General features: G+C 60.0%; 23 protein-coding genes. 10 read left to right on the plus strand and 13 right to left on the minus strand.

Features of this window, described 5'->3' with window-relative positions:
• Positions 1 to 217: 217 nt before the first annotated feature.
• The 3 genes from FIV05_RS06365 to FIV05_RS06375 are packed head-to-tail and all read right to left on the minus strand — an operon-like array spanning position 218 to position 2123.
• Entirely contained in the window at positions 218 to 613 is a 396-nt protein-coding gene (locus FIV05_RS06365) for a response regulator (protein WP_023002531.1), read from the minus strand.
• A 2-nt stretch (positions 614 to 615) separates the two neighbouring features.
• Entirely contained in the window at positions 616 to 1179 is a 564-nt protein-coding gene (gene hpt / locus FIV05_RS06370; protein WP_035907880.1) for a hypoxanthine phosphoribosyltransferase, read from the minus strand.
• Between the two features lie 2 nt (positions 1180 to 1181).
• Positions 1182 to 2123: a zinc-ribbon domain-containing protein gene (locus tag FIV05_RS06375; protein ID WP_152509036.1), complete on the minus strand. Its 942-nt coding sequence runs from the start codon at positions 2121 to 2123 to the stop codon at positions 1182 to 1184.
• A gap of 194 nt (positions 2124 to 2317) precedes the next feature.
• Here FIV05_RS06375 and ftsE point away from each other — a divergent pair, with 194 nt between their 5' ends.
• From ftsE to FIV05_RS06395, 4 genes are read left to right on the plus strand one after another with little or no spacing between them, the layout of a single operon-like run.
• Positions 2318 to 2977, plus strand: coding sequence for a cell division ATP-binding protein FtsE (ftsE, locus tag FIV05_RS06380; RefSeq protein ID WP_031270017.1), 660 nt, complete (start codon positions 2318 to 2320; stop codon positions 2975 to 2977).
• An 8-nt stretch (positions 2978 to 2985) separates the two neighbouring features.
• Complete coding sequence (locus FIV05_RS06385) at positions 2986 to 4038, plus strand: ABC transporter permease (RefSeq protein WP_152509037.1); 1053 nt, start codon at positions 2986 to 2988, stop codon at positions 4036 to 4038.
• Between the two features lie 52 nt (positions 4039 to 4090).
• Complete coding sequence (locus FIV05_RS06390) at positions 4091 to 4816, plus strand: YdcF family protein (RefSeq protein WP_023002536.1); 726 nt, start codon at positions 4091 to 4093, stop codon at positions 4814 to 4816.
• 24 nt (positions 4817 to 4840) lie between these two features.
• Complete coding sequence (locus FIV05_RS06395) at positions 4841 to 5650, plus strand: 1-acyl-sn-glycerol-3-phosphate acyltransferase (RefSeq protein WP_209009875.1); 810 nt, start codon at positions 4841 to 4843, stop codon at positions 5648 to 5650.
• 88 nt (positions 5651 to 5738) lie between these two features.
• On the opposite strand, the gene FIV05_RS06400 is transcribed toward FIV05_RS06395, so the two are convergent.
• Positions 5739 to 7199, minus strand: a complete 1461-nt coding sequence (locus tag FIV05_RS06400) for an NCS1 family nucleobase:cation symporter-1 (protein ID WP_152509038.1) — start codon at positions 7197 to 7199, stop codon at positions 5739 to 5741.
• A 199-nt stretch (positions 7200 to 7398) separates the two neighbouring features.
• On the opposite strand from FIV05_RS06400, the gene FIV05_RS06405 reads away from it, so the two are divergent.
• Entirely contained in the window at positions 7399 to 8106 is a 708-nt protein-coding gene (locus FIV05_RS06405) for a GntR family transcriptional regulator (RefSeq protein WP_286202269.1), read from the plus strand.
• A gap of 45 nt (positions 8107 to 8151) precedes the next feature.
• Here FIV05_RS06405 and FIV05_RS06410 read toward each other — a convergent pair whose 3' ends face one another.
• Positions 8152 to 8670, minus strand: a complete 519-nt coding sequence (locus FIV05_RS06410; protein WP_023002540.1) for a gamma-glutamylcyclotransferase — start codon at positions 8668 to 8670, stop codon at positions 8152 to 8154.
• A 149-nt stretch (positions 8671 to 8819) separates the two neighbouring features.
• Here FIV05_RS06410 and FIV05_RS06415 point away from each other — a divergent pair, with 149 nt between their 5' ends.
• Positions 8820 to 9869 (plus strand): DUF2125 domain-containing protein, encoded by a 1050-nt coding sequence (locus FIV05_RS06415; protein ID WP_152509039.1) that lies wholly within the window; start codon positions 8820 to 8822, stop codon positions 9867 to 9869.
• 72 nt (positions 9870 to 9941) lie between these two features.
• On the opposite strand, the gene FIV05_RS06420 is transcribed toward FIV05_RS06415, so the two are convergent.
• Positions 9942 to 10403 (minus strand): GNAT family N-acetyltransferase, encoded by a 462-nt coding sequence (locus FIV05_RS06420; RefSeq protein WP_077293271.1) that lies wholly within the window; start codon positions 10401 to 10403, stop codon positions 9942 to 9944.
• A 203-nt stretch (positions 10404 to 10606) separates the two neighbouring features.
• Here FIV05_RS06420 and FIV05_RS06425 point away from each other — a divergent pair, with 203 nt between their 5' ends.
• The 3 genes from FIV05_RS06425 to FIV05_RS06435 all read left to right on the plus strand — a co-directional run bounded on the left by FIV05_RS06425 (position 10607) and on the right by FIV05_RS06435 (position 12766).
• Positions 10607 to 11524, plus strand: coding sequence for an EamA family transporter (locus FIV05_RS06425; RefSeq protein ID WP_152509040.1), 918 nt, complete (start codon positions 10607 to 10609; stop codon positions 11522 to 11524).
• A gap of 133 nt (positions 11525 to 11657) precedes the next feature.
• Complete coding sequence (locus FIV05_RS06430; RefSeq protein ID WP_152509041.1) at positions 11658 to 12542, plus strand: CoA ester lyase; 885 nt, start codon at positions 11658 to 11660, stop codon at positions 12540 to 12542.
• A gap of 17 nt (positions 12543 to 12559) precedes the next feature.
• Positions 12560 to 12766: a DUF1737 domain-containing protein gene (locus tag FIV05_RS06435; RefSeq protein ID WP_023002545.1), complete on the plus strand. Its 207-nt coding sequence runs from the start codon at positions 12560 to 12562 to the stop codon at positions 12764 to 12766.
• A 107-nt stretch (positions 12767 to 12873) separates the two neighbouring features.
• On the opposite strand, the gene FIV05_RS06440 is transcribed toward FIV05_RS06435, so the two are convergent.
• The 4 genes from FIV05_RS06440 to FIV05_RS06455 all read right to left on the minus strand — a co-directional run bounded on the left by FIV05_RS06440 (position 12874) and on the right by FIV05_RS06455 (position 16064).
• Complete coding sequence (locus FIV05_RS06440) at positions 12874 to 14460, minus strand: arylsulfatase (protein WP_173013785.1); 1587 nt, start codon at positions 14458 to 14460, stop codon at positions 12874 to 12876.
• Between the two features lie 160 nt (positions 14461 to 14620).
• Positions 14621 to 15154: a helix-turn-helix transcriptional regulator gene (locus tag FIV05_RS06445; RefSeq protein ID WP_152509042.1), complete on the minus strand. Its 534-nt coding sequence runs from the start codon at positions 15152 to 15154 to the stop codon at positions 14621 to 14623.
• A complete protein-coding gene (locus FIV05_RS06450) occupies positions 15151 to 15801 on the minus strand; it encodes a cytochrome b/b6 domain-containing protein (RefSeq protein WP_152509043.1) in 651 nt (216 codons plus the stop codon). The genes FIV05_RS06445 and FIV05_RS06450 overlap by 4 nt, the downstream gene beginning before the upstream one ends.
• Before the next feature lie 2 nt (positions 15802 to 15803).
• Positions 15804 to 16064 (minus strand): PepSY domain-containing protein, encoded by a 261-nt coding sequence (locus FIV05_RS06455; protein ID WP_209009877.1) that lies wholly within the window; start codon positions 16062 to 16064, stop codon positions 15804 to 15806.
• 278 nt (positions 16065 to 16342) lie between these two features.
• Between FIV05_RS06455 and FIV05_RS06460 the strand changes: the two genes are divergently transcribed.
• On the plus strand, positions 16343 to 16954 hold the full coding sequence (locus FIV05_RS06460) for an NAD(P)H-dependent oxidoreductase (RefSeq protein WP_229005242.1): 612 nt from the start codon (positions 16343 to 16345) through the stop codon (positions 16952 to 16954).
• Here FIV05_RS06460 and FIV05_RS06465 read toward each other — a convergent pair whose 3' ends face one another.
• The 3 genes from FIV05_RS06465 to FIV05_RS06475 all read right to left on the minus strand — a co-directional run bounded on the left by FIV05_RS06465 (position 16955) and on the right by FIV05_RS06475 (position 19709).
• On the minus strand, positions 16955 to 17950 hold the full coding sequence (locus FIV05_RS06465) for an LLM class flavin-dependent oxidoreductase (RefSeq protein WP_152509046.1): 996 nt from the start codon (positions 17948 to 17950) through the stop codon (positions 16955 to 16957).
• 129 nt (positions 17951 to 18079) lie between these two features.
• Positions 18080 to 19042 (minus strand): ATP-dependent carboxylate-amine ligase, encoded by a 963-nt coding sequence (locus FIV05_RS06470; RefSeq protein ID WP_173013786.1) that lies wholly within the window; start codon positions 19040 to 19042, stop codon positions 18080 to 18082.
• A 19-nt stretch (positions 19043 to 19061) separates the two neighbouring features.
• On the minus strand, positions 19062 to 19709 hold the full coding sequence (locus tag FIV05_RS06475) for an outer membrane lipoprotein carrier protein LolA (RefSeq protein WP_152509048.1): 648 nt from the start codon (positions 19707 to 19709) through the stop codon (positions 19062 to 19064).
• Positions 19710 to 19785: the final 76 nt, after the last annotated feature.

Raw genomic sequence — 19785 nt, forward strand, 5'->3', positions numbered from 1 at the left:
TATCCGAATGTGGCTGGGCTCTCCGCGGGGCTTACAAAAGGCCTCACCTCAAAAAGACAACCTTTTCCTGAGGAGCGCACGTGCGCGCGTCTCGAAGGATGGGCCGCTTGCTCAATTCTCTGTGTTCTGAAGGAATACGGTGACTACCGGCGTGATCAGCCCAAACAAAAACCCCGCCGAAGCGGGGTCTTGGGTTTCGGAATTGCGGCGGCAGGCCTTACGCGTAGCGGCGGGTCTCGCTCGGCAGATCGCCGGAAATGGCGTTGCGCACGGCCTTGCGGATATCGGCCAGCGAAAACGGCTTGGTGACCACGTCATGGACCAGGGATTCCAGGCCATTGGCCCGTTCACGCTGGTCGGCAAAGCCGGTCATGAGGAGGATCGGCAGCCGTGGATAGTCGCGCGCCGTATGCAGAGCCAGGGCGATGCCGTCCATGACGGGCATCTTGATGTCGGAAAGCAGCAGGTCGAAGCTGCCCTTCTCGCGGGTCAGAACTTCGACGGCTTCGCCGCCATCCTCGGCCGCTTCAACGGAATGACCGTCAAGCTCCAGGGCACGCTTTACGAAGCTGCGGACAGCTTCATCGTCTTCAGTAAGAAGAATGCGAGCCATGCTCACTCTCCTGTGTTGCCGTCAGCCGCTCCGTCGTCCGGGGCGACAACGTATCCAATATAGGGCAACTGCCGCCAAGCGTGGCCCATATCCATACCATATCCGACGACAAACTTATCAGGACAGGCAAAACCGACATAATCGGCAGATATGGCAGCTTTACGGCGCTCGGGTTTATCCAGCAGAGCTGCGATCTTCACCGAGTGTGCGCCCCTGTTCAGCAGCCGCTCCCGCGCGAAGGCGAGCGTGCGACCGGATTCCAGGATATCATCCACTAAAATAATATCGCGCTCGTTAACGTCACTTTCAACATCGCGCAAAATCCGGATGGTGTCGGAGCCTTCAGTCCCGGCGCCATAAGAGGACAGGTGCATGAACTCCATTTCCGGCTGCAGCCCTGCCCGGTGCATTGCCCGCACAAGATCGGCCGCAAAAATGAAGCTGCCTTTCAGAACCGCGACAACCAAAAGATTTTGCGGTTTGCCCTCGGCGATTTCCTCTGCGAGCGCGCCAACACGTTGGGCAATGGCGTCTTCATCGAACAGAGTATGGATATCTGATGTCATGGTCACTCTAGAACTACCTGGCGTTGGCCGCGTTCAACAAACCGGACCTGGATATCGGACGCGGTTTTCGGAGGGTCGGCTAATATCGTCCTGAACCGGGTTTCGTCCAGTGCGTTTAGCGATTTTGTTCTGGGCTCGACAGTCCAGGCATAAACTTCCTGCATGTCCGCACCACGGATCGACAGGCGCACGGCGGGCACCGAGTTCAGTTCATCAAGCAGGTTGCGGATCGATCCCTCGACCACGAGAACCTTCTTGCCGTCCTCGACCTCGGTGAAGGTGCGCAGGTTGCGGAATTCAAGTCCGCGCAGATTGACTTCAAACCCGATCATCCGGAACAGGCTTGCCAGGTCAGGAGACTGTTTGACGAGCGAGTCTCGCATGAGGACAAACAAAACACAGGCCGCAACCGCGACGCCGAACAGCGCAACGCCGCCAATGCGCCGATAATTTCGCCGCAGGATCCAGTTGAGGATCGCACCGATCTGGTCTCGCCGGAACTTGTTCGGATTGACGATGATCTTCGGCCGCTTGGCCATGGATTCGATGTCGGCCTTGTTTTCAGGCTCACCGGTCCGGGCGTCTTCCTTCAGATCCGCAGCGAATTTTGCCTCGTCGCTGGCCGTACGGGCGGCTGCGGGTTCGGGAGCGACGGCCGCTTCGGGTTCGTCGTCCTCGTCATCCGCTTCCGCGTCGAACGTTTCTTCTTCCGCGTCGGCTGCCCAATCGGCTTCGTCCTGTGCGGGATCTTCTTCAACGGAAGGAGGTGCAATTTCGTCGTCGTCGTTCTTTGCGCTGAACGCAACATCGCCTTCTTCGTCATCGTCGGGCGAAACGAACCAGCGGTTGCCGCACTTGGCGCATTTGACGCTACGCCCTTCCGGGCCAAGCGCCTCTACCTTAATCTCGTAGGACGTACTGCAGTCCGGACATTTGATCTTCATGTGCGAAGACCTTTCGCCATGGCATGCTCTAGCGGTTCACTTTGGAACCGGGGGGTCGAAATCCGGCACGAAATATTGGACAAGGGCCAAGCAAATCCTATGACGGGCTTTCAGGTCCTTAATGGACCTTTATATGATTAATGCACCGTTAACGGCCAGGCTATAGCGTTCGGGCCATCAACAGGAGTAATTTTGTGATCCGCTTTGAAAATGTCGGATTGAGATACGGAATGGGATCGGAAATCCTGCGCGACCTGACTTTTCAGATCGAGCCGCAGTCGTTTCAGTTCCTGACCGGTCCCTCGGGGGCAGGCAAGACCAGCCTGATCCGGCTCCTGTTCATGTCCCTGCGCCCGACCCGAGGTCTGATAAAGGTTTTCAACCGCGATCTGAGCGTGATCGACAAGCAGGAATTGCCGAAGCTCCGGCGCAAGATCGGCGTGGTGTTTCAGGATTTTCGCCTGCTGGACCATCTGACAACCTATGAAAACGTGGCCCTGCCACTGCGCGTGGTGGGAAAGGACGAATCCGAATACCGCTCCGATGTGATTGATCTGTTGAAATGGGTCGGACTTGGGGATCGCATGCATGTGCTGCCACCGGTGCTGTCGGGTGGGGAAAAGCAGCGTGCGGCCATTGCGCGGGCGCTGATCACCCGGCCGGAGGTGCTGCTCGCGGATGAGCCGACCGGTAACGTGGATCCGCCACTTGCACGTCGTCTGTTGCGCCTTTTCATCGAATTGAACAAACTCGGCACCTCTGTCGTCATCGCGACCCACGATATCGCGCTGCTGGAACAGGTGGACGCCCGGCGCATGGTGCTTGCCGACGGGCGCCTCTCAATTTTCGATTAGGCGGCATGATGGCTCAGTCCGACGACACAGACAAAAAACAGGCAAGCGCCGCCAGTGTTCGCCCGCCCAAGCGAGCCGAACGACCGAAGCGTGGCCGAAAGCCGACGCGCAAGGCCGCACCCAGGCCGAAGAACGAAGCACCCCAGGGGGACGATGCCAAGTTGCGGCCCTCCGCGGCGATCGTTCCGCCACAGGCAGTCGCCGGGCGGGCTCTCACGCTGGTGGTGGCCATCATGAGCTTTCTGGCCTGTTTGACGGTCGGTGCAGTGTCGGTGGTGTGGGACGCAGCCGATGCGTGGCAGAACGATCTGGTGCGTGAGATCACCATTCAGATCCGCCCGGCCGAAGGCGTCGACATGCTGCGGGAGATCGACAAGGCCGTTGCGCTTGCGCAGGAGTTTCCGGGCATCGATTCCGTACGGGCACTGTCCGATGCCGAAACCAAGTCACTGCTGGAGCCCTGGCTGGGCGAAGGCCTTCAGCTTGACGGCCTGCCGGTGCCGCGGCTCATTCAGATCACGGTCGGGGATCCGGAACTTCTGAACCTGTCGCAGTTGCGCTCGATGGTCTCGCAGAGCGTGACGGGCGCGAGTGTCGACGATCATTCCGTGTGGACATCTCGTCTGTCGGCCATGGCAGGCGCGGTGGTGCTGGGCGGCTTTGCGATCATGGTGCTTGTGCTCGGCTCGATGGTCTTGAGCGTCGTCTTTGCGACCCAGGCAGCCATGGCCGGCAACAAGGACGTCGTCTCCGTTCTGCATTTCGTTGGAGCGGAGGACGGTTTCATCGCTCGTGAATTCCAGCGCCACTTCCTGATGCTGGGCCTGAAGGGCGGTGTTTCCGGCGGTGTTGCGGCCATCCTGGCCTTTCTGACGGTTGACATGCTGACCCGGCAGAGCTCCGGCCAGGCGGGGTCGGACCAGATGTCGGCTCTCTTCGGCGGCATCTCCGTCAGCCTGCCCGGCTACCTCGGTGTATTCGGTGTGGTGTTCCTCGTCGCGATCCTGACAGCCCTGACTTCTGGCCTCGCCGTCAAGGCCCATTTGGCAAAAGTGGATTGATTTTATCGCACAATGCCGTGAAATTGGCCGAATCACTTATCATAGTCGCGCCATGACCCATGCTGACACAGTGTTAGACCCCGTTCTGGACGACGGTTCTTCCGTCGTTGGCGATCGGCGTGTGTCCGTATCAAAGGACAAGGGCACAGCACGCAGGAACGCCACAAGCGGCGATGCGCGCAAGAAACGCTTCGGTCTCAGAATCCTTTTCGTTGCCGTCATCACGGCTCTTGTTGCGGGAACCGTCGGACAGTTTGCCATGTTCGCGCAGAAGGTTGCCAATGCCAGAGTGCCGGCTTCCGCAAATGCGGATGCCATTGTCGTGCTGACGGGCGGGCATGCCCGCGTCAACGAGGCAATCCGCCTCCTGGAAGAAGGCCGTGCCAACCGGTTGCTGATTTCGGGCGTTCATCCCGGCACCACGCGTGAACAGCTTGCCGCCGTTACAGCGTCCAGCATGCCGCTGGAAAAAAACAGTGTCGATCTTGACCGGGTCGCGCTCAATACAGCGGGCAATGCGGTGGAAACCGCCAACTGGGTCAAGAAGAACGGGTTCTCGTCCCTCCTGGTCGTGACCAGTGCCTACCATCTGCCGCGTGCCAAGGTGGAACTTGCCGGCGCCCTGCCGAATGTCGCCCTGATTGCCTATCCGGTCTTTTCCAAGGACCTGAAGCTGGACAGCTGGTACAGGGAACCGGCAACGATGCGGCTTCTCATGCGCGAATATGTGAAGTATATCCTCGCCCGACTCCGGATTACCGTGCAGGGTGTGCGCTGACAGCTGTCGGACCACGGCCGAGCGGTGGCTTCACCCACGACCAGTCTTTATGGTGCCATGGTTTTTCTGCGCTCTACCCTTTTCCAGATCCTGTTCTATCTCGTCACGTTCGTGCTGATGATCCTGTTCGCACCAGTCATGCTGCTGCCGCGGCGCTGGGGCTGGTGGGTGGTGCCGACCTGGTCACGGGTGTTGCAGCTGCTGATGCGTGTCTTTGCGGGCATCAAGGTGGAAGTCCGGGGACGGGAAAACCTGCCTGACGGTGGTTTCATTGCCGCCATGAAGCACCAGTCCGCCTGGGAGACAGTGGCACTGATCCCCCTTTTCAGAAGCCCGACCTTCATCCTGAAACGCGAGCTGCGCTGGATACCGATTTTCGGCTGGTACACAGCCAAGTTCAAACAGATCCCGATCAACCGGGGCAAGCGGTCCGAAGCGCTGGCGGCAATGATGCTGGCCGCCAAGGAGGCGATTGCCGAAAAGCGCCAGATCCTGATCTTTCCGGAAGGCACCCGCCGGCCGGCCGGGGCAGAGCCGAAATACAAGTTCGGTATCGCGCATCTCTACCGCGACCTGAAATGCCCGGTTGTCCCGATCGCTCACAACGCCGGCCTCTACTGGCCTCGCGCCTCGTGGAAGGTCTATCCGGGCACGGTGATTGTCGAGATCCTGCCGCCGATCGAGCCGGGCCTGGCGCCCAATGCCTTTTACGAAAGAATGGTCACGGATATCGAAACGGCCAGCGATCGACTGATCGAGGAAGCCCGCACGGCCCGCAAGCCCTCGCCGGTGCTTGAAGAAGTCGACACGCGCCGCAAGGCACAGCCGGCCTGAAAAAAAGACCGCCCCAATGCGTTGAGACGGTCTTTCAGTTTGAAGGGGTCCAGGCGAGATGATCGCCTGAACCTGACTTCGGGCTGCCTTATTGTGCTGCCTTGCCGGCTTCGGCCGACTGCAGGCGCATCAGGCCCAGATGGAGTACACCACCCAGGACCGCGCCGATGACCCAGCCGTAGCCGGAGAGTTCCGACAGGGCCGGAACCCACACCGTTGCCACCGAAAACAGTGCGGCGATGGCAAAGGCAAAGATCGCCTTCATGTTCCAGCCGTTGTTGTAGTGGTAGCGGGCGTCCGGATCGGAGGAAAACAGCGCCTCGACATCGATGTTCTGCTTGCGAACCAGGTAGTAGTCCGCGACCAGAATGCCGTAGAGCGGTGCCAGGAACGCGCCGAGCGTATCGACGAAAGCGGCAATGCCGATGTTCGAGATGACCGACACCCACAGCGCGCCGATGAAGAAGGCAATGACAGCTGTGATGATGCCGCCGGTCTTGGCCGAGATCTTCTCCGGGTTGAGGTTGGCAATGTCATAGGCCGGCGGAATGAAGTTTGCCACCAGGTTGATGCCGACCGTTGCCGCAAAGAAAGTGACGGCAGCGATCAGCGTCAGCAGGACGTTGTCGACACGGTCGACGATATCAGCCGGGTTCACCAGCTTTTCTCCGAACAGCACCACGGTGCCGGCCGTCACGAACAGGGCGATGAAGGAGAAGAAGGCCATGGAAACCGGCAGGCCCCAGAAGTTGCCGCGCTTCATGGCGCGTTCATCCGACACGAAGCGGGAAAAGTCGCCGAAGTTGATCACAACGGCGGCGAAATAGGCGATCATCGTGCCGACCACCGCGACGAAGGCAGCAACAGGCCCACGCGGGTCGGTCGCTTCGCTGCCTTCGAAGATGGTGCCGAGAGCCGAGAAGATGCCGTTGCCGGCTTTCCACCAGATCACCAGGCACAGCGCGATCATGACGATGTAGACGAACGGACCTGCCCAGTTCAGGAACTTGCCGACCCAGTCGATGCCTTTCATGAACAGGGCAACCTGGAAGACGCAGACGATGAGATAGGAAATCCAGCCGACCGTTGTCATGCCGAGGAATTCCGCGCCGCCCTCAGTGCCGAGTAGCGTGTTGAACAGCAACGCAACCGCCGTGGAGGCGAAGTAGGTTTGCACGCCATACCAGAAGATGGCGACGATACCGCGTACGAGCGCCGGGAAACGGGCGCCGTAAACGCCCATCGAGGCGCGGGCGATTACCGGATAGGGCACGCCGTGCTTTACCGACGGGCGGCCGGTGAGATTGACCAGCACCATGACGAAGAAACCGGCCAGCACGATAGCCGCGAAAACCATCCAGCCGTTGAGGCCGTAGGTGATGAACAACGATGCAGCCAGCGTGTAGCCGAACAGGCTCTGGATATCGTTGTTCCAGACGTTGAAGATTTCGAAGGCGCCCCACTTGCGCTCCGAAGCTGGGATCGGCGCCAGGTCCTCGTTGTAGAGGCCTCCGTCTCGCGGACCCGATTTGCCAGATAAATTCGCCATAGTCTCCTCCTTGTGGCCGCATCCCCAGCGACCTCGGTGTTTTTCCGGACATTCGCAGGTCTTCTTGCGTTCTCCCGGACGCAGGAAGCTCTTGGCTGTGCATTGCAAAAAGTTTGTGCTTGCATCTAACATTTTACAAAGCATGTTAGGTAACAGACTATACGGAATTTCAAGCAGGTCCTTTCGGCTTTGCTTGGAAATGCCAGTGGCGACAACCTGCGATCATCCGGACCGGATCGACGGAGCTGCAATGAAGGACGCAAACAGAGGTGAATTGCTGAACGACAAGGCTTTTCAGGCGCTTGTCGAAGCCTTGCGCAGCGGTTCGCTGCGTAATGGCCAGTTCCTGTCGATGTCCCAGCTTGTCGATCAGCTGGACTATCCGATCGCGCCCGTGCGCGAAGCCGTCAAATACGCCAGCTCTCAGGGGTTCCTGACGACGGTGCCCAAACGCGGCCTTCAGGTGATGGAAGCTAGCCCGGACAACATTCGCGAATGTCTGGACGTGCGTCTGGTGCTGGACCAGGAAGGTGCGCGCCGGCGGATATCACAGGGAAATCTGGAGGGCCTCGACGCCTTGCGCCGGCGTCACGAGATCATGCGCGACGAGGTGCGGACGGGGCCTGCGGCCAGCCTGCCGCCCAAGGCGATCGAGGTGGACCTGTCCCTGCACACATACCTTGGCGAGGGACTTGGAAATTCGCTGCTGTCGGCTGCCTATGCCGCAAACCGTATCCGGATCGCCGTCATCCAGCATGCGCGGCCGTTTCTCGCGGATCGGATCGCCTCGGCCATGGACGAGCATCTGGCGGTTATCGAGGCGCTGGAAACCCGGAACGAGGCCGCTGCGGTGCAAGCCTTGAAATATCATTGCGAGCAAACACTGCGCTGGTGGGGTGTTCCCTGAACGTTAGCATCCTGCAAGACCTGTACTGCCGTCCCTGAGCCTGGCTCAGGCTTTCAGGCGCTCGGCCAGCCAGGCAAGACCCGTATCGGGAATGCCCATTTCCTGGAGGTGGGCGGCGGTGTTGATGACATAGTCCGGATTGGCGCCGGACTTGCCGACAGCGCCTCTTACGATTTCCAGCTGCTCTTCCAGAGGCAAGGAACCCGCATACTGGGCATGGCCGTGATCGACCATGTAGACCAGCGCTTCCACCTTCTCGCCGCTGTCGAGCTCGACGTGATGATGGTGCTCCTTGTAGACCATCGTCGTCTGTTCCCGGGCGCGCAGATATTCCAGCACTTGCGGCCAGATATCCCCGGAGACCTGATAGGCGATGCCCCGGCATGCGCCGCCGTTGTCGAGGCCGAACACGAGACCCGGTCTCTGCTGCGTACCCCGATGTACCCAGGAATAGACGCAAAGCGAGCGATGTGCACCGCGCAGCAGCGCCGGTTCGGCGCGCTGGTGATCAAATCCTGGGTTCCACATCAAAGAACCGTAGCCAAAGACCCAAAAATCGCTCATATCGACCTGTCTTGTGTTACCGCAGCTGCGGAGATAGCAAGCTGCACCGGTCGTTTCAATGGCACTCCGGCAGCGCCTGTCTTGCAGGTGGCCCTTGTCGGTAGTGTGACCGGTCCGGAAATCGCCGAACCAGAAGAGAGTGTCACCCAGTGTCCGATATCAAGACCAAGCCGCCGAAACCCACCAGACGCGGATATATTCTGCTGGCCGGAGCCATCGTTCTGGTGATCGCGGGCTGGTCGGCCGCCTGGTTTTATGGGCAGTCCGTCCTTCGGGAACAACTCGACCGGCAAATTGTCCGCATGGCGGACCAGGGCCTGGATGTGAGCTGCGCGGATCTTGCCATTGCCGGCTATCCGTTCCGCTATGAAGTCTCCTGCGCGGATATGCGCTCGGCCGATCGCTGGGGAACAGCCGCATCGCTCGGCGGGTTGAATGCCGTCGCCTTGATCTATAATCCGTGGCACGTGATCTTCGAGGCAAAGTCGCCTGCGGCCATGTCGGTGCCGGTGAACGGCCTCGAAGGTGGCCTGACCTGGCAGACGGCCCGCGCCAGCGTGAAGTTCAGCGACAATGCACTCGGATCGTTTGATGCGGTGATCGACAAACCGGAAGCAGCGTTCGACACCGCCCTCGCCCGGGGCCTGTTTGCGGCTGAAAAGTCCGAAGTGCATCTGCGCAAGCAGCCCGATAGTGCGGCGACGCTGGAAAGTTTCGTCACGGTTCAGGACCTCAGCCTCAAATCTCTGCCTGAACTTCAGCAGACGATTTCCCTGCGCAGCCATGCCCGTATCGAAGGTGGCACAGCCCTGCTTGCAGGAGCAGACCTCGTTTCGCTTGTGCGGGCGCAGGGCGGAGAATTGCCGGTCGAACTGGTGCTTACCGAAATACTGGTCGGGGCTGGCAAGGCCACGGCGAGTGGCAATCTGGTGCTTTCGGGTGACGGCACCTTGAGCGGTTCACTGGAGCTGAACCTCGGCAATCCGGACGCGCTTCTGGACAGCGTGAAGCCCTTGTTCCCGCCTGAAGACCAGACTTTTTCACTGCTGCAGAATGTGGTGAAGAGCCTGGAGCCCGCCGCCAGGGAAGTCGACGGTGTGCGCACCATCACGCTGCCGGTCTCGGTCGACCGCGGCGTGGTTCGCATCGGTTTTCTGCCGCTTGGCCAGATCCCGCCGTTGTTTCCAGCGGGATCCTGATCATTTGATGGCCTCAGTCCGCACCCTGAACAGCGGCATGCGGACTGAAACCTGCCTGAAACCCAAGCCCGGTCAGTCGCCGGCTACACGGTCGATCGGGATCAGGTAGCTCTTGCGATGATCGGGTTCTGCGATCTTTTCGTAGAGCGCAACCGCCGGGGTGTTCTTGCCCGGTACGAGCCAGCGCAAATGCAGCCATCCGCGGCTCTGGCCTTCGCTGACCAGGGTTTCGATCATCTTGCGGCCGGTGCCCTTGTTGCGGTGGTCGGGATGGACATAGATGTCATCCATCTGGCCGATCCTGAGACCCGTGATGAGTTCCGGCAGGTCGAAGAAAACTGCGAAACCGACCAGCTTGTCGCCTTCGAAAGCTCCCAGAACCTCTGCCGTCTTGTCCGACAGAATGCGTTCGGCGTAATAGGCGTCGGGACGACGCGGTGCACCGCGCCGCAGCGCCTGTGCATTTTCGGCAATAAGCGGCGCAAGCTTATGAGCATCATCCAGCCGAAGGGCCCTGATTTGCGTTGTCGTCATGATTTCCCCGGAAAGCAAATCGATTAAGAGTGTGACTTTGGCCCACCATGTCCCGAAACGGGTTCGCTGATCAAGGACTTCGATCAATTAATGGCTGCGGCATTGCTGACGGTCGGCTACGCACGCCCTGTCCGGGGTCTGCGGCCTTTCGCTTGCGGCGATTTCGTGCCATGAGCGATGCACGGAAAAGACGGGAACAGGAAATGGCGGACAAGCAAAAGTTGAGGGCGACGCTGATCGGACTTACAGCTGTGCTGATGTGGGCGACCCTCGGCCTGTTTGGTGCCGGTTCCGGAAGTGTGCCTCCGTTCCTGTTGAACACGCTCTGTTTCGGCTTCTCCGGCATCATGGCGCTGATCTGGCTGATCGCGACCGGCAAGACCCGGTTGCTCAGGCAACCGCTTGGCGTTTGGGCATTCGGCACGTTCGGCCTGTTCGGCTTTCATTTTTTCTATTTCACCGCCATCCGCAACGCGCCGCCTGTGGAAGCAAATCTGATCAACTACACATGGCCGCTCCTGATCGTGCTGTTTTCCGCCCTGTTACCTGGTGAACGGCTTCGTCTGCATCATGTCATTGGAACGGTTCTGGGCCTGGCCGGTGCAGTGCTTCTGATCACCGGCGGGGAAGGTGTCGGTTTTTCCTCCGGCTCGATGCTCGGCTATGGGGCAGCGGTGGCCTCGTGTCTGTTCTGGTCCAGCTATTCCGTGCTGTCGCGCAGACTGGGTGCGGTGCCGACCGAAGCCGTTGCAGGGTTCTGTCTGATGACCGCAATCCTTTCGGGTGTCTGCCATCTGGCGCTGGAGGAAACGATCCTGCCTGCATCGTCGCTGGAATGGGCATCGGTGCTGGCTCTTGCCGCTTTCCCGGTGGGACTTGCGTTTTTCACCTGGGACATCGGTGTCAAGCATGGCGATATTCAGGTTCTGGGCGCAGCGGCCTATTCGGCGCCGCTCCTGTCCACCCTGTTGCTGATTGCCTTCGGCTTCGGGGCGCTGACACCTGCCGTTGGCATCGCCTGTGTGGCGATTACGCTGGGGGCGGTGATTGCCGCAAAGGACATGATCTTCAAACGCCGGCAGAAAGTGCCGGTGAGCATGCAGGCAGACGAACTTCCGTGATCGGCGGCAACGTCTGCGTTTGGCGGTACCCCGGTGCACGAACGCGGCCGTTCCCCCTTCGGCGAATTCCCCTGGCCGCCGCGATCCACTAGGTTAACCGGAAATCCGTTTTCCCGACTTGCAGGATCGACCCATGACAACACAGCCAAGACCCCGCCGTTCCGCTCTCTATATGCCCGGCTCCAACGCCCGGGCGCTGGAAAAGGCGGCAACGCTGGATGTGGACTGCCTGCTGCTGGACCTTGAAGACGCGGTTGCTCCCGATGCCAAGGACATGGCGCGCACCCAGATTGTCGAGGCCGTTTCGGCCCGTCCCTATGGCAATCGCGAGGTGGTGATCCGCATCAACGGGCTGGAGACGCCCTGGGGCGAAGACGATCTGGCGGCAGCGGTGAAGGCCAATCCGGATGCCATTCTGGTGCCCAAGGTCAACAGCCCGGCCGACCTGCAGATGGTTGCGCACAAGCTATCGCTTCTGGGGGCGTCTGCGGACCTGAAACTCTGGGCCATGATGGAAACGCCGCTCGCCATGCTGAATGCAGCCGCCATCGGTGCCTGCGGTCTGGACCCGGCTGTGCGGCTGTCCTGTTTCGTGATGGGCACCAATGACCTGGCCAAGGAAACAAGGGCACGTCTCACGCCCGGCCGCATCGCCATGACGCCCTGGCTGATGACCTGCGTTGCGGCAGCGCGCGCCGGCGGCATCGATATTCTGGACGGTGTCTACAATGCGTTTCAGGACGAGGAAGGTTTCGCCGCCGAATGTGCCCAGGGTGTCGACATGGGCATGGACGGCAAGACGCTGATCCACCCGAAACAGATCGCCCCCTGCCACGCAGCCTTCAGTCCGTCGGAAGAGGAAGTTGCCTGGGCACGCAAGATCAATTCTCTGTTCGATGAGCCTGAAAATGCGGGCAAGGGCGCAATCCAGGTGGACGGCAAGATGGTTGAAAGGCTACATGCGGACATGGGCAAGCGGGTGATCGCCATCGCCGACGCCATCGCTGCCCGGACCTGACACACAAGAGAGCTCTCATGAAACTCTACCGCTTCATCACCGGCATCGACGACAGCGAATTCTGCCACCGGGTTACCCAGGCTCTCAACAAGGGCTGGCAGCTGTCCGGTTCTCCTTCGCTCACCTACGACGCAACGCGTGGCGCGACCATTTGCGGCCAGGCAGTGACAAAGGAAGTCGAAGGCGTTGAATACTCCCGGGACATCAAGCTCGGCGACTACTGATCGCAGTTGGTTCCCTGAATCAGGTTGCTCTGCGCGATCGCTGAAAATTCAACGGCCCCGGAAGTTCCGGGGCCGTTTCGCTTTGTCGGGTCATGAAGTTCGGGTCGCTACTGCATCCCCTTCGACAGAAAGTCCTCGACGATGTTCGACATGTTGAACGACGCCCCGCCCTGGACCGGGGGATAGTCGGCAAGGCTCTGCAGATGCTGACCCATGAGCACGCCCATCGGCTGGATAAGCCACGATATCTTCTGCATCAGATGTCCGTAGCCATCGGTTGAATCGTAGCTTTCAAACGGATCCGCTCGGATGTTGAACACCAAAGGTGCTGTCCGCGGAACCAGGTTGGCGTAATAATCTTCCTTGGTCGAGAAGTGGAATTTCCACGGTCCCATCCTGATCGCCGTCAGCACGCTTTCGTAATAGTGGAAGATGTGGTTGCGATTGGAATTGGCCTGTTCGCCCTTCCAGTAAGCCAGGTTGTTGACGCCGTCGATGAACTGCTGCTTCTCGGCCATCACTTCAGCCTTGACGTCTTCAATGCCGGCTGCGGCTGCCAGGGTGGTGAACATGTCCTGGTGTGCCTGAATTCCGGTAAGTGTCTTGCCGGCTTCCAGTATGTTCGGCCAGCGAACCATGGAAATGACACGGACGCCGCCTTCATAGGTGGTCATCTTTTCGCCCCGGAAAGGAGTGGTGGCGCCGTGGGGCCAGGAAGAATGCTCCGGCCCGTTGTCGGTCGAATACCAGACAATGGTGTTTTCGCTCAGGCCCTGTTGGTCGAGCCAGTCAAGCACCAGGCCGATATCATGGTCGTGCTGCAGCATGCCCGAGCCGTGGTAGTCGGCTTCGGTCGTATAGGTTTCTGCGGCGTAGCGCCACTCGTCGTTCAGCCGCGTGTAGAGATGCATGCGGCTGGTGTTCAGCCAGACAAAGAACGGTTCGCCCGCTTCCTGGGCGTTTTTCATGAAGTCCTTGGCCAGAGGGATGACTTCGCCCTCGTCGAAGTTCTTCATTCGCTCCTGGGTGAGTGGACCGGTGTCCTCGACCGTCTGCTTGCCTATGACACCAAACCTGGGCTGTTCGGTATCGTCGAAGGTTTCCGATGCAAAGCTGTGTATGACGCCCCGTGTTCCGAACTGCTTCTCGTATTCCTCAAGGCTGCCGGAAAAGGCTTCGCCGAAACGCTGGTAGTCGCGCTGTTCGGCTTCTTCCTGCGTATTGAGATGATAGAGATTGCCGAAGAATTCGTCGAAGCCATGGACGGTGGGCAGGTGCTCGTTCCGGTCACCCAGATGGTTCTTGCCGAAATGTCCCGTGCGGTAGCCGATCTGTTTCAGTTCTTCCGCAAGCGTTGGCGACTCTGCTTTCAGACCGAGCGACGACCCGGGTTGACCCACGGTGGTCATGCCGGACCGGATCGGGTACTGACCGGTCAGGAACGCCGCACGGCCTGCGGTGCAGCTCGGCTGGGCGTAGTGATCGGTGAAGCGGAGGCCTTCATTCGCCAGGCGGTCGATGTTGGGCGTGGTGTAACCCATGGTGCCCATGCCATAAGCGGAAACATTCTGCCAACCGACATCGTCGCCCCATATGACCAGTATGTTTGGTGGTTTTGACTCTTGCGCCATGGACGTTGTGCACGTCATGAGAAGTGCGATGGGCAAGCCTGCAAGCAGATGTCGAAAAGACATGATCCCCGTCTCCCTTGAACACATTCGGTGAGTTCCTCTGGCAGAGTAGGCGCAGCACGGCAGTTCGCCAAGCTGTGATAGTACTTACGCTTAATGCACGGAGTGGTCGTATTCGGGATTTGTCCGGGATTTTTTAGTGTTCTGGTGTCGCCAAACAGATTCAGGCCTCAGCGGACACCATGGCCCTGTCCGCAAGGCCGTCCTGAAGCAGGTCTTCAACGAACCAGGCCGCGAACTGGTGACGGCCCGAAACACCGGCCTTTGCGTAGATTCTGGTCAATTGAGCGCGCACGGTTCCCTGTGCCGCGCCCCGCAGCTGGGCGATCTCCGAAAGATCCAGCCCTTTCAAGGCCAGGAGGCCGACATCTCTTTCAGCAGGTGTCAGGCCCCATTCGGCAAACTGGCCGTCAATGATCCGGGCAAGATCGCCGCGGGCGGCTCCAAGGCCGCGCTCCTGATTGCGCAGTCTTTCCAGGGTGAGCCGCAGCTGCCAGCCGGCCAGGAAAATGCCGACGATCAACACGAAGGCGACAAAGAATTCGAAAATGGAATGCGGGCTGCTGACGTCGGTCACAAGATCGGTAAAGGCATCGCCGACAAAGAAGATCGCGGCCACGGATTGCAACAGCATGAAGGCGGCAAGGGCGGTTGTCTCACGCCGTCCCTGCCGCAGGTTGATCCCTGAAAATGTCATTTGTCCTTGATCCGGCCAACCAGCATGGGCCGAACCAGATTACGCTTCATCACACGACTTTCAACTGCGACACCTGCGACATGGATCAGGGCCATCACCAGCATCAGGTTGGCGGCGATCTCGTGAACTTCCTCCGCGGCTTCACCCAGGGACGATTTCTCTTCGCCTTCGTCGTCGTCTTTCTTGACGAGCACCGACCAGTCTCCGGCGGCAACCGCCGCCTTTTCCTCGGCAATCGTGATGGGGCTCTTGGCACCGGTCATGTAAAGGCCGGTTCCGGTTACCGCCACAAGGCAGGCCCAAAGCGCATAGACCATGATCGCTCCGGCGGGATTATGGGAGCGATAGTGGCGCGGTTTGCCCCTGACGAGGTCGATGAGGTGAGACACCGCAGCCCGCGGGTCGGGCAGAAAGGAGGAGAACCTGGCTTCGGCAGGCCCGAGAAATCCCCAGACGAAGCGAAGCGCCAGCAACCCCAGAACGCCCCAGCCTATCCAGATGTGGATGGTGCCGCCGCCCTTGTTGATGAGGCCGTTGGCGATGACTGCGGCTGCGATCAACCAGTGGCTGATCCGCACCAGCGGATCCCACAATTCGGGGGGGCTTTGCGCCCCCTCGTTCGATTGCGGGGTGTTTGAGGCACCCATGATCAGTCTTCGTTCTTGACGTTGGTGACCATGCCGGATTTCGGGTCGATGTAGACTTCCCAAAGCTTGTTTTCCGCATCGGTGCATTTCGCTTCGATCTTGCCGTCCTCGGCCTCGAATTCCTTGACGGTGCAACCGGCCTTGGCCAGCGCCGCGGTGGCTTCCTCGGGATTTGTGCCGACCATGTCACCAACGGCGGGCATGGCCTGCGCGGCGACCGGAGCAAGGCAGAGGCAGAGTACGGCGAGAGATTTCTTCAGCATGATTGTGTCCTTCATCAGGTTTCTGCGACCGTTGCGGTCTTCGTCCTGATTGGCCGCAAACTCGGCTTCGGTCGATTGACGGACTGCTGACGCCGGGCATCATAAGCAGGTGCTTACGCGCGGATTTCGATCCTTCGACAGCCGTCCCTAAGGTCAAACCAGGCAAATGGTCTTGCCAGGGTTGAAACGGCTGAAATGAATTGCGAAGTCATGGGAATAAAATTGCTCCGGCAAAATTCCAAGCCGGTATTTTCAATTTGCTTCAAGGAAACAGGCCGTTGCGCATCTTTTCCCTTCTGGCCCACCCCAGGGACAACAGCTTCTGCCATGCGCTGTCGAAACAGGCGCGTGACGCTCTGGAGGCCGAGGGACACCAGATAGATCACCACGATCTTTATGCCGAAGAGTTCGATCCCTGTCTGACAGCAGAGGAAGCCTATTCGATCGGCGATACCCTGGAAGAAGTGCTGTCCCGTTCAGAGGACGCCGTCGTTGCGCGGCACAGGGAAGGTATTTCGAACGCTGATGGTCTGCTGGTCGTCCATCCGAACTGGTGGGGCAAACCGCCGGCGATCCTTGCAGGCTGGATGGACCGCGTGCTGGTGCCGGGCGTTGCCTATCGGCTGCAGACTGCCGACGGTCTGCCGGAAGGGTTGCTGTCGATCCGCAAGGCCGTCGTCTTCAACACATCCGACACCGAGGCGGAGCGAGAGCGGCTTGATCTTGGAGACCCGCTGGAGCTGATCTGGGGCCGGTGCGTGCTGCCGTATTGTGGCGCTCTGGATTATGAGCGCCACGTCTTCAGGCCTGTTGTCGGCAGCTCCTATCCCCAGCGGCAAGACTGGCTGGAAGAAACCGCCCATATTTGTCGAAGCGCCTTTGATGGTTGACTAAGCTGTCACGAGATCCTTCAGGACGTCGGCCGCGAGCTGGAAGGATTTCACGCGGGCACCGTGATCGTGGATCATGCCGGTGATCATCAGTTCGTCGGGCTGGTAGCGGGTGATGATTGCCGACAGTTGGTCGCGGATCGTCGCCGGAGATCCTGTTGCCGAGCAGGACAGGGCGTGTTCGACCTGCGCCAGAACGGCGGGCGGAATTTCGGCGGTGATATTTTTCACCGGCAGGGGTAGTTTGCCCGGGCTGCCCATGCGCAACCGGGCGAAGGCGAGCAACTGGGAAGAGCGCAGGTAATCTGCCTCTTCGTCGGAGTCGGCAGCAAAGACGCCAGCTGCCACCATCACATGCGGTCTGGCGAGCTGCGGTGACGGCTGGAAGGTTGCCCGGTAGATCTCCAGCGCTTCTTCCAGCATGTCCGGTGCGAAATGGGAGGCAAAGGCATAGGGCAGCCCGAAGGCCGCCGCGAGTTGCGCGCCGTAAAGGCTCGAGCCAAGGATCCAGATCGGAACCTGCGTGCCTTCGCCCGGGATCGCGCGCACCCTGCTGGTTTCAGAAGCGGGTCTGAAATAGCCCATCAGCTCCTGGACATCCTGCGGAAAACTGTCCTCACCGGCCATGTGACGACGCAGGGCCCTGGCCGTCGCCATGTCCGTGCCCGGGGCGCGGCCCAGGCCCAGGTCGATCCGGCCCGGGTAAAGCGTTGCCAGCGTGCCGAATTGCTCAGCGATGATCAGCGGCGAGTGGTTGGGCAGCATGATACCGCCCGCGCCGACGCGCATGGTGGAGGTTGCTGCCGCCACCTGGCCGATGACAAGCGATGTTGCGGCGCTGGCGATGCCCGGCATGTTGTGATGCTCGGCCAGCCAGTAGCGATGGTAGCCTGCCTGTTCCGCGGACCGCGCCAGATCGACCGTGTTTGCCAGAGCCGCGGCCGCTGTCTGGCCTTCCGGCACAGGGGACAGATCGAGAAGGGAAAAATGCTGCATGGATATCTCCGTTGGAGCTCCATGTAGGATCTGAAAACCCACCCGCCAAGGTCAAGTTTTGTCGGCAGCCTGCTTTGGTGCAGCCTTCCCAAGCGCTTAAACGGGTATGGCTCCCGGGGTCAGCGGGATCTATTCGGCGAATGTCGCTTCGAACACACGCTCGTAGATACGCTTCACCGCTTCGGTCTCTTCAGACCCCTGCCGGGCAAGGTTGCCGAGACCTGGCGCGGCGTTGACCTCCAGGACAACGGCATCTGCGTTGGCTGCAGTCGGCAAGATCAGGTCAACGGCGGCATAACGCAGAGACAGGGCCTGTGCGGCCTCACGGGCAAGGGTGGCAAGGTCCGGGGCGAGCGAGCCGGTGACAATTCTGGCCGTGCCGCCTGCGGACAGATTGACCACGGGCAGAAGCGTGACCGTCTGGCCTGACGCGGGAATCGTTTCCAGCATCAGCCCTTGTTGCTGCAGTTCGAGGACGAGGCGGGGGTCGGCAGCGTCGAAGCGCGGATCGGCGCCGATGATCTCGGCAATGCTGCGATGACCGTCGCCCATGATCTGAGGCGGATGGCGTTCGATGGCGCACAGCACATCGTCGTCCAGAACGATAATTCTCAGTTCCTGTCCGCGGATTTCCGGTTGCACCAGCAGCTGGTCGTTGCTCTTGGCGAGGGTGTGCAGGGCCGTTTGAAGGGTGTGACTTGTGTCGATCCGCACTACGTCCCGCCCTTCCCGACCACAGTTCGGTTTGACGTAAAGCGGGAACCCCTGGTTCCCGACAAAATCCAGAAGGTCTTGCGGCGCAGTTCGGCCCATGCGGATGTCGTGTGCGAACACCAGATGTCCGTCCGGCACTGTCAGGCCTGCGGCCTTCAGAAAGGCCGCGGCATAGGCCTTGTCGGTAGCGATTTCCGCTGCACCGAGCGTGTTGAGGTCGAACCTTGTGCCCTTGAAGAACCAGCGCTTGCCGGACGGGCTTTCGACCATACCGGCATGGCCATGGCCGTCGCCCGCCGTCAGGCGGTAGCCTTTGCGGGCGCAATAGACTTCAAGCAGGTCAAAGACGAGTGCGCGCCGGCCGGCCGTTTCCGTCATGCTGGGGCCAGCCGGGCTGTCAGTTGTTTTTCTGGCGGGCGTTGGCCAGATAATCGATCTTGAAAAGTTCCGGATTGGTCGGGCCATTGGACACAACGTTATAGACCGCAACGGAGGTGTCGTAGCCCTGCTGGTCGGTAACGGTCCACTGCTTCAATGCGTAGTCCTTGGCATCGAAGATCAGCGTCAGCGTACCGGAGTTGAACTTGGTCTTGTCCAGGATCGTGACGGTGATCAGGTCTTCTTCCACCAGAACGTTGGTGACGTTGGTGTCCTTCTGCAGGTCGATGTCGTCTGACAGCAGGAAGCGCAGCGGCGTCTGGCCAAGAGGCCAGATGTCCTGGGTGTTCAGCTTGCGGTCGCGCACGGACACCGACTTGCCGTCGGCCACAATGTCGAGCACGGAAGGCTTGTTGTAGTAGAAGCGCACCTTGCCCGGGCGGGCCATGTAGAACTTGCCGTCGGACTGGTTTCCGTCAGGACCGAACTGGATGAAGTCGCCATGCATGGTCTTCACCGAGTTGAAATAGGAGTTGAGATCCCTGAGGGCATTTTGTTCCTGCTCGGTCAGCGCCGCGGCGGGCAGCAGTGCCGACAGGGACAGAGCCGCAGCAATGCCAGCTGCCAGCATAGGTTTGATCAGGCGGGAAGCGAAGCGTTTCAGCATGATGCAATGTCCTAAATCGTTCTCTGTGTGACACGTTTCCCCCTAGCTAGGGAGCGTGTGTGGCAAAGCTTTGGCA

The organism is Labrenzia sp. THAF191a (assembly GCF_009363335.1).
Classification (GTDB): Bacteria; Pseudomonadota; Alphaproteobacteria; order Rhizobiales; family Stappiaceae; genus Roseibium; species Roseibium algicola.

Bases quoted from the DNA above. Each gene is read 5' to 3' on its own strand.
- FIV05_RS06375 (WP_152509036.1), bottom strand. From the start codon at position 2,123: ATGAAGATCAAATGTCCGGACTGCAGTACGTCCTACGAGATTAAGGTA.
- FIV05_RS06390 (WP_023002536.1), top strand. From the start codon at position 4,091: ATGACCCATGCTGACACAGTGTTAGACCCCGTTCTGGACGACGGTTCT.
- FIV05_RS06385 (WP_152509037.1), top strand. From the start codon at position 2,986: ATGGCTCAGTCCGACGACACAGACAAAAAACAGGCAAGCGCCGCCAGT.
- FIV05_RS06405 (WP_286202269.1), top strand. From the start codon at position 7,399: ATGCCAGTGGCGACAACCTGCGATCATCCGGACCGGATCGACGGAGCT.
- FIV05_RS06475 (WP_152509048.1), bottom strand. From the start codon at position 19,709: ATGCTGAAACGCTTCGCTTCCCGCCTGATCAAACCTATGCTGGCAGCT.
- FIV05_RS06435 (WP_023002545.1), top strand. From the start codon at position 12,560: ATGAAACTCTACCGCTTCATCACCGGCATCGACGACAGCGAATTCTGC.
- FIV05_RS06365 (WP_023002531.1), bottom strand. From the start codon at position 613: ATGGCTCGCATTCTTCTTACTGAAGACGATGAAGCTGTCCGCAGCTTC.
- FIV05_RS06430 (WP_152509041.1), top strand. From the start codon at position 11,658: ATGACAACACAGCCAAGACCCCGCCGTTCCGCTCTCTATATGCCCGGC.
- hpt (WP_035907880.1), bottom strand. From the start codon at position 1,179: ATGACATCAGATATCCATACTCTGTTCGATGAAGACGCCATTGCCCAA.
- FIV05_RS06440 (WP_173013785.1), bottom strand. From the start codon at position 14,460: ATGTCTTTTCGACATCTGCTTGCAGGCTTGCCCATCGCACTTCTCATG.
- FIV05_RS06410 (WP_023002540.1), bottom strand. From the start codon at position 8,670: ATGAGCGATTTTTGGGTCTTTGGCTACGGTTCTTTGATGTGGAACCCA.
- FIV05_RS06455 (WP_209009877.1), bottom strand. From the start codon at position 16,064: ATGCTGAAGAAATCTCTCGCCGTACTCTGCCTCTGCCTTGCTCCGGTC.
- FIV05_RS06425 (WP_152509040.1), top strand. From the start codon at position 10,607: ATGGCGGACAAGCAAAAGTTGAGGGCGACGCTGATCGGACTTACAGCT.
- FIV05_RS06470 (WP_173013786.1), bottom strand. From the start codon at position 19,042: ATGACGGAAACGGCCGGCCGGCGCGCACTCGTCTTTGACCTGCTTGAA.
- FIV05_RS06450 (WP_152509043.1), bottom strand. From the start codon at position 15,801: ATGGGTGCCTCAAACACCCCGCAATCGAACGAGGGGGCGCAAAGCCCC.
- FIV05_RS06465 (WP_152509046.1), bottom strand. From the start codon at position 17,950: ATGCAGCATTTTTCCCTTCTCGATCTGTCCCCTGTGCCGGAAGGCCAG.
- FIV05_RS06445 (WP_152509042.1), bottom strand. From the start codon at position 15,154: ATGACATTTTCAGGGATCAACCTGCGGCAGGGACGGCGTGAGACAACC.
- FIV05_RS06420 (WP_077293271.1), bottom strand. From the start codon at position 10,403: ATGACGACAACGCAAATCAGGGCCCTTCGGCTGGATGATGCTCATAAG.
- FIV05_RS06400 (WP_152509038.1), bottom strand. From the start codon at position 7,199: ATGGCGAATTTATCTGGCAAATCGGGTCCGCGAGACGGAGGCCTCTAC.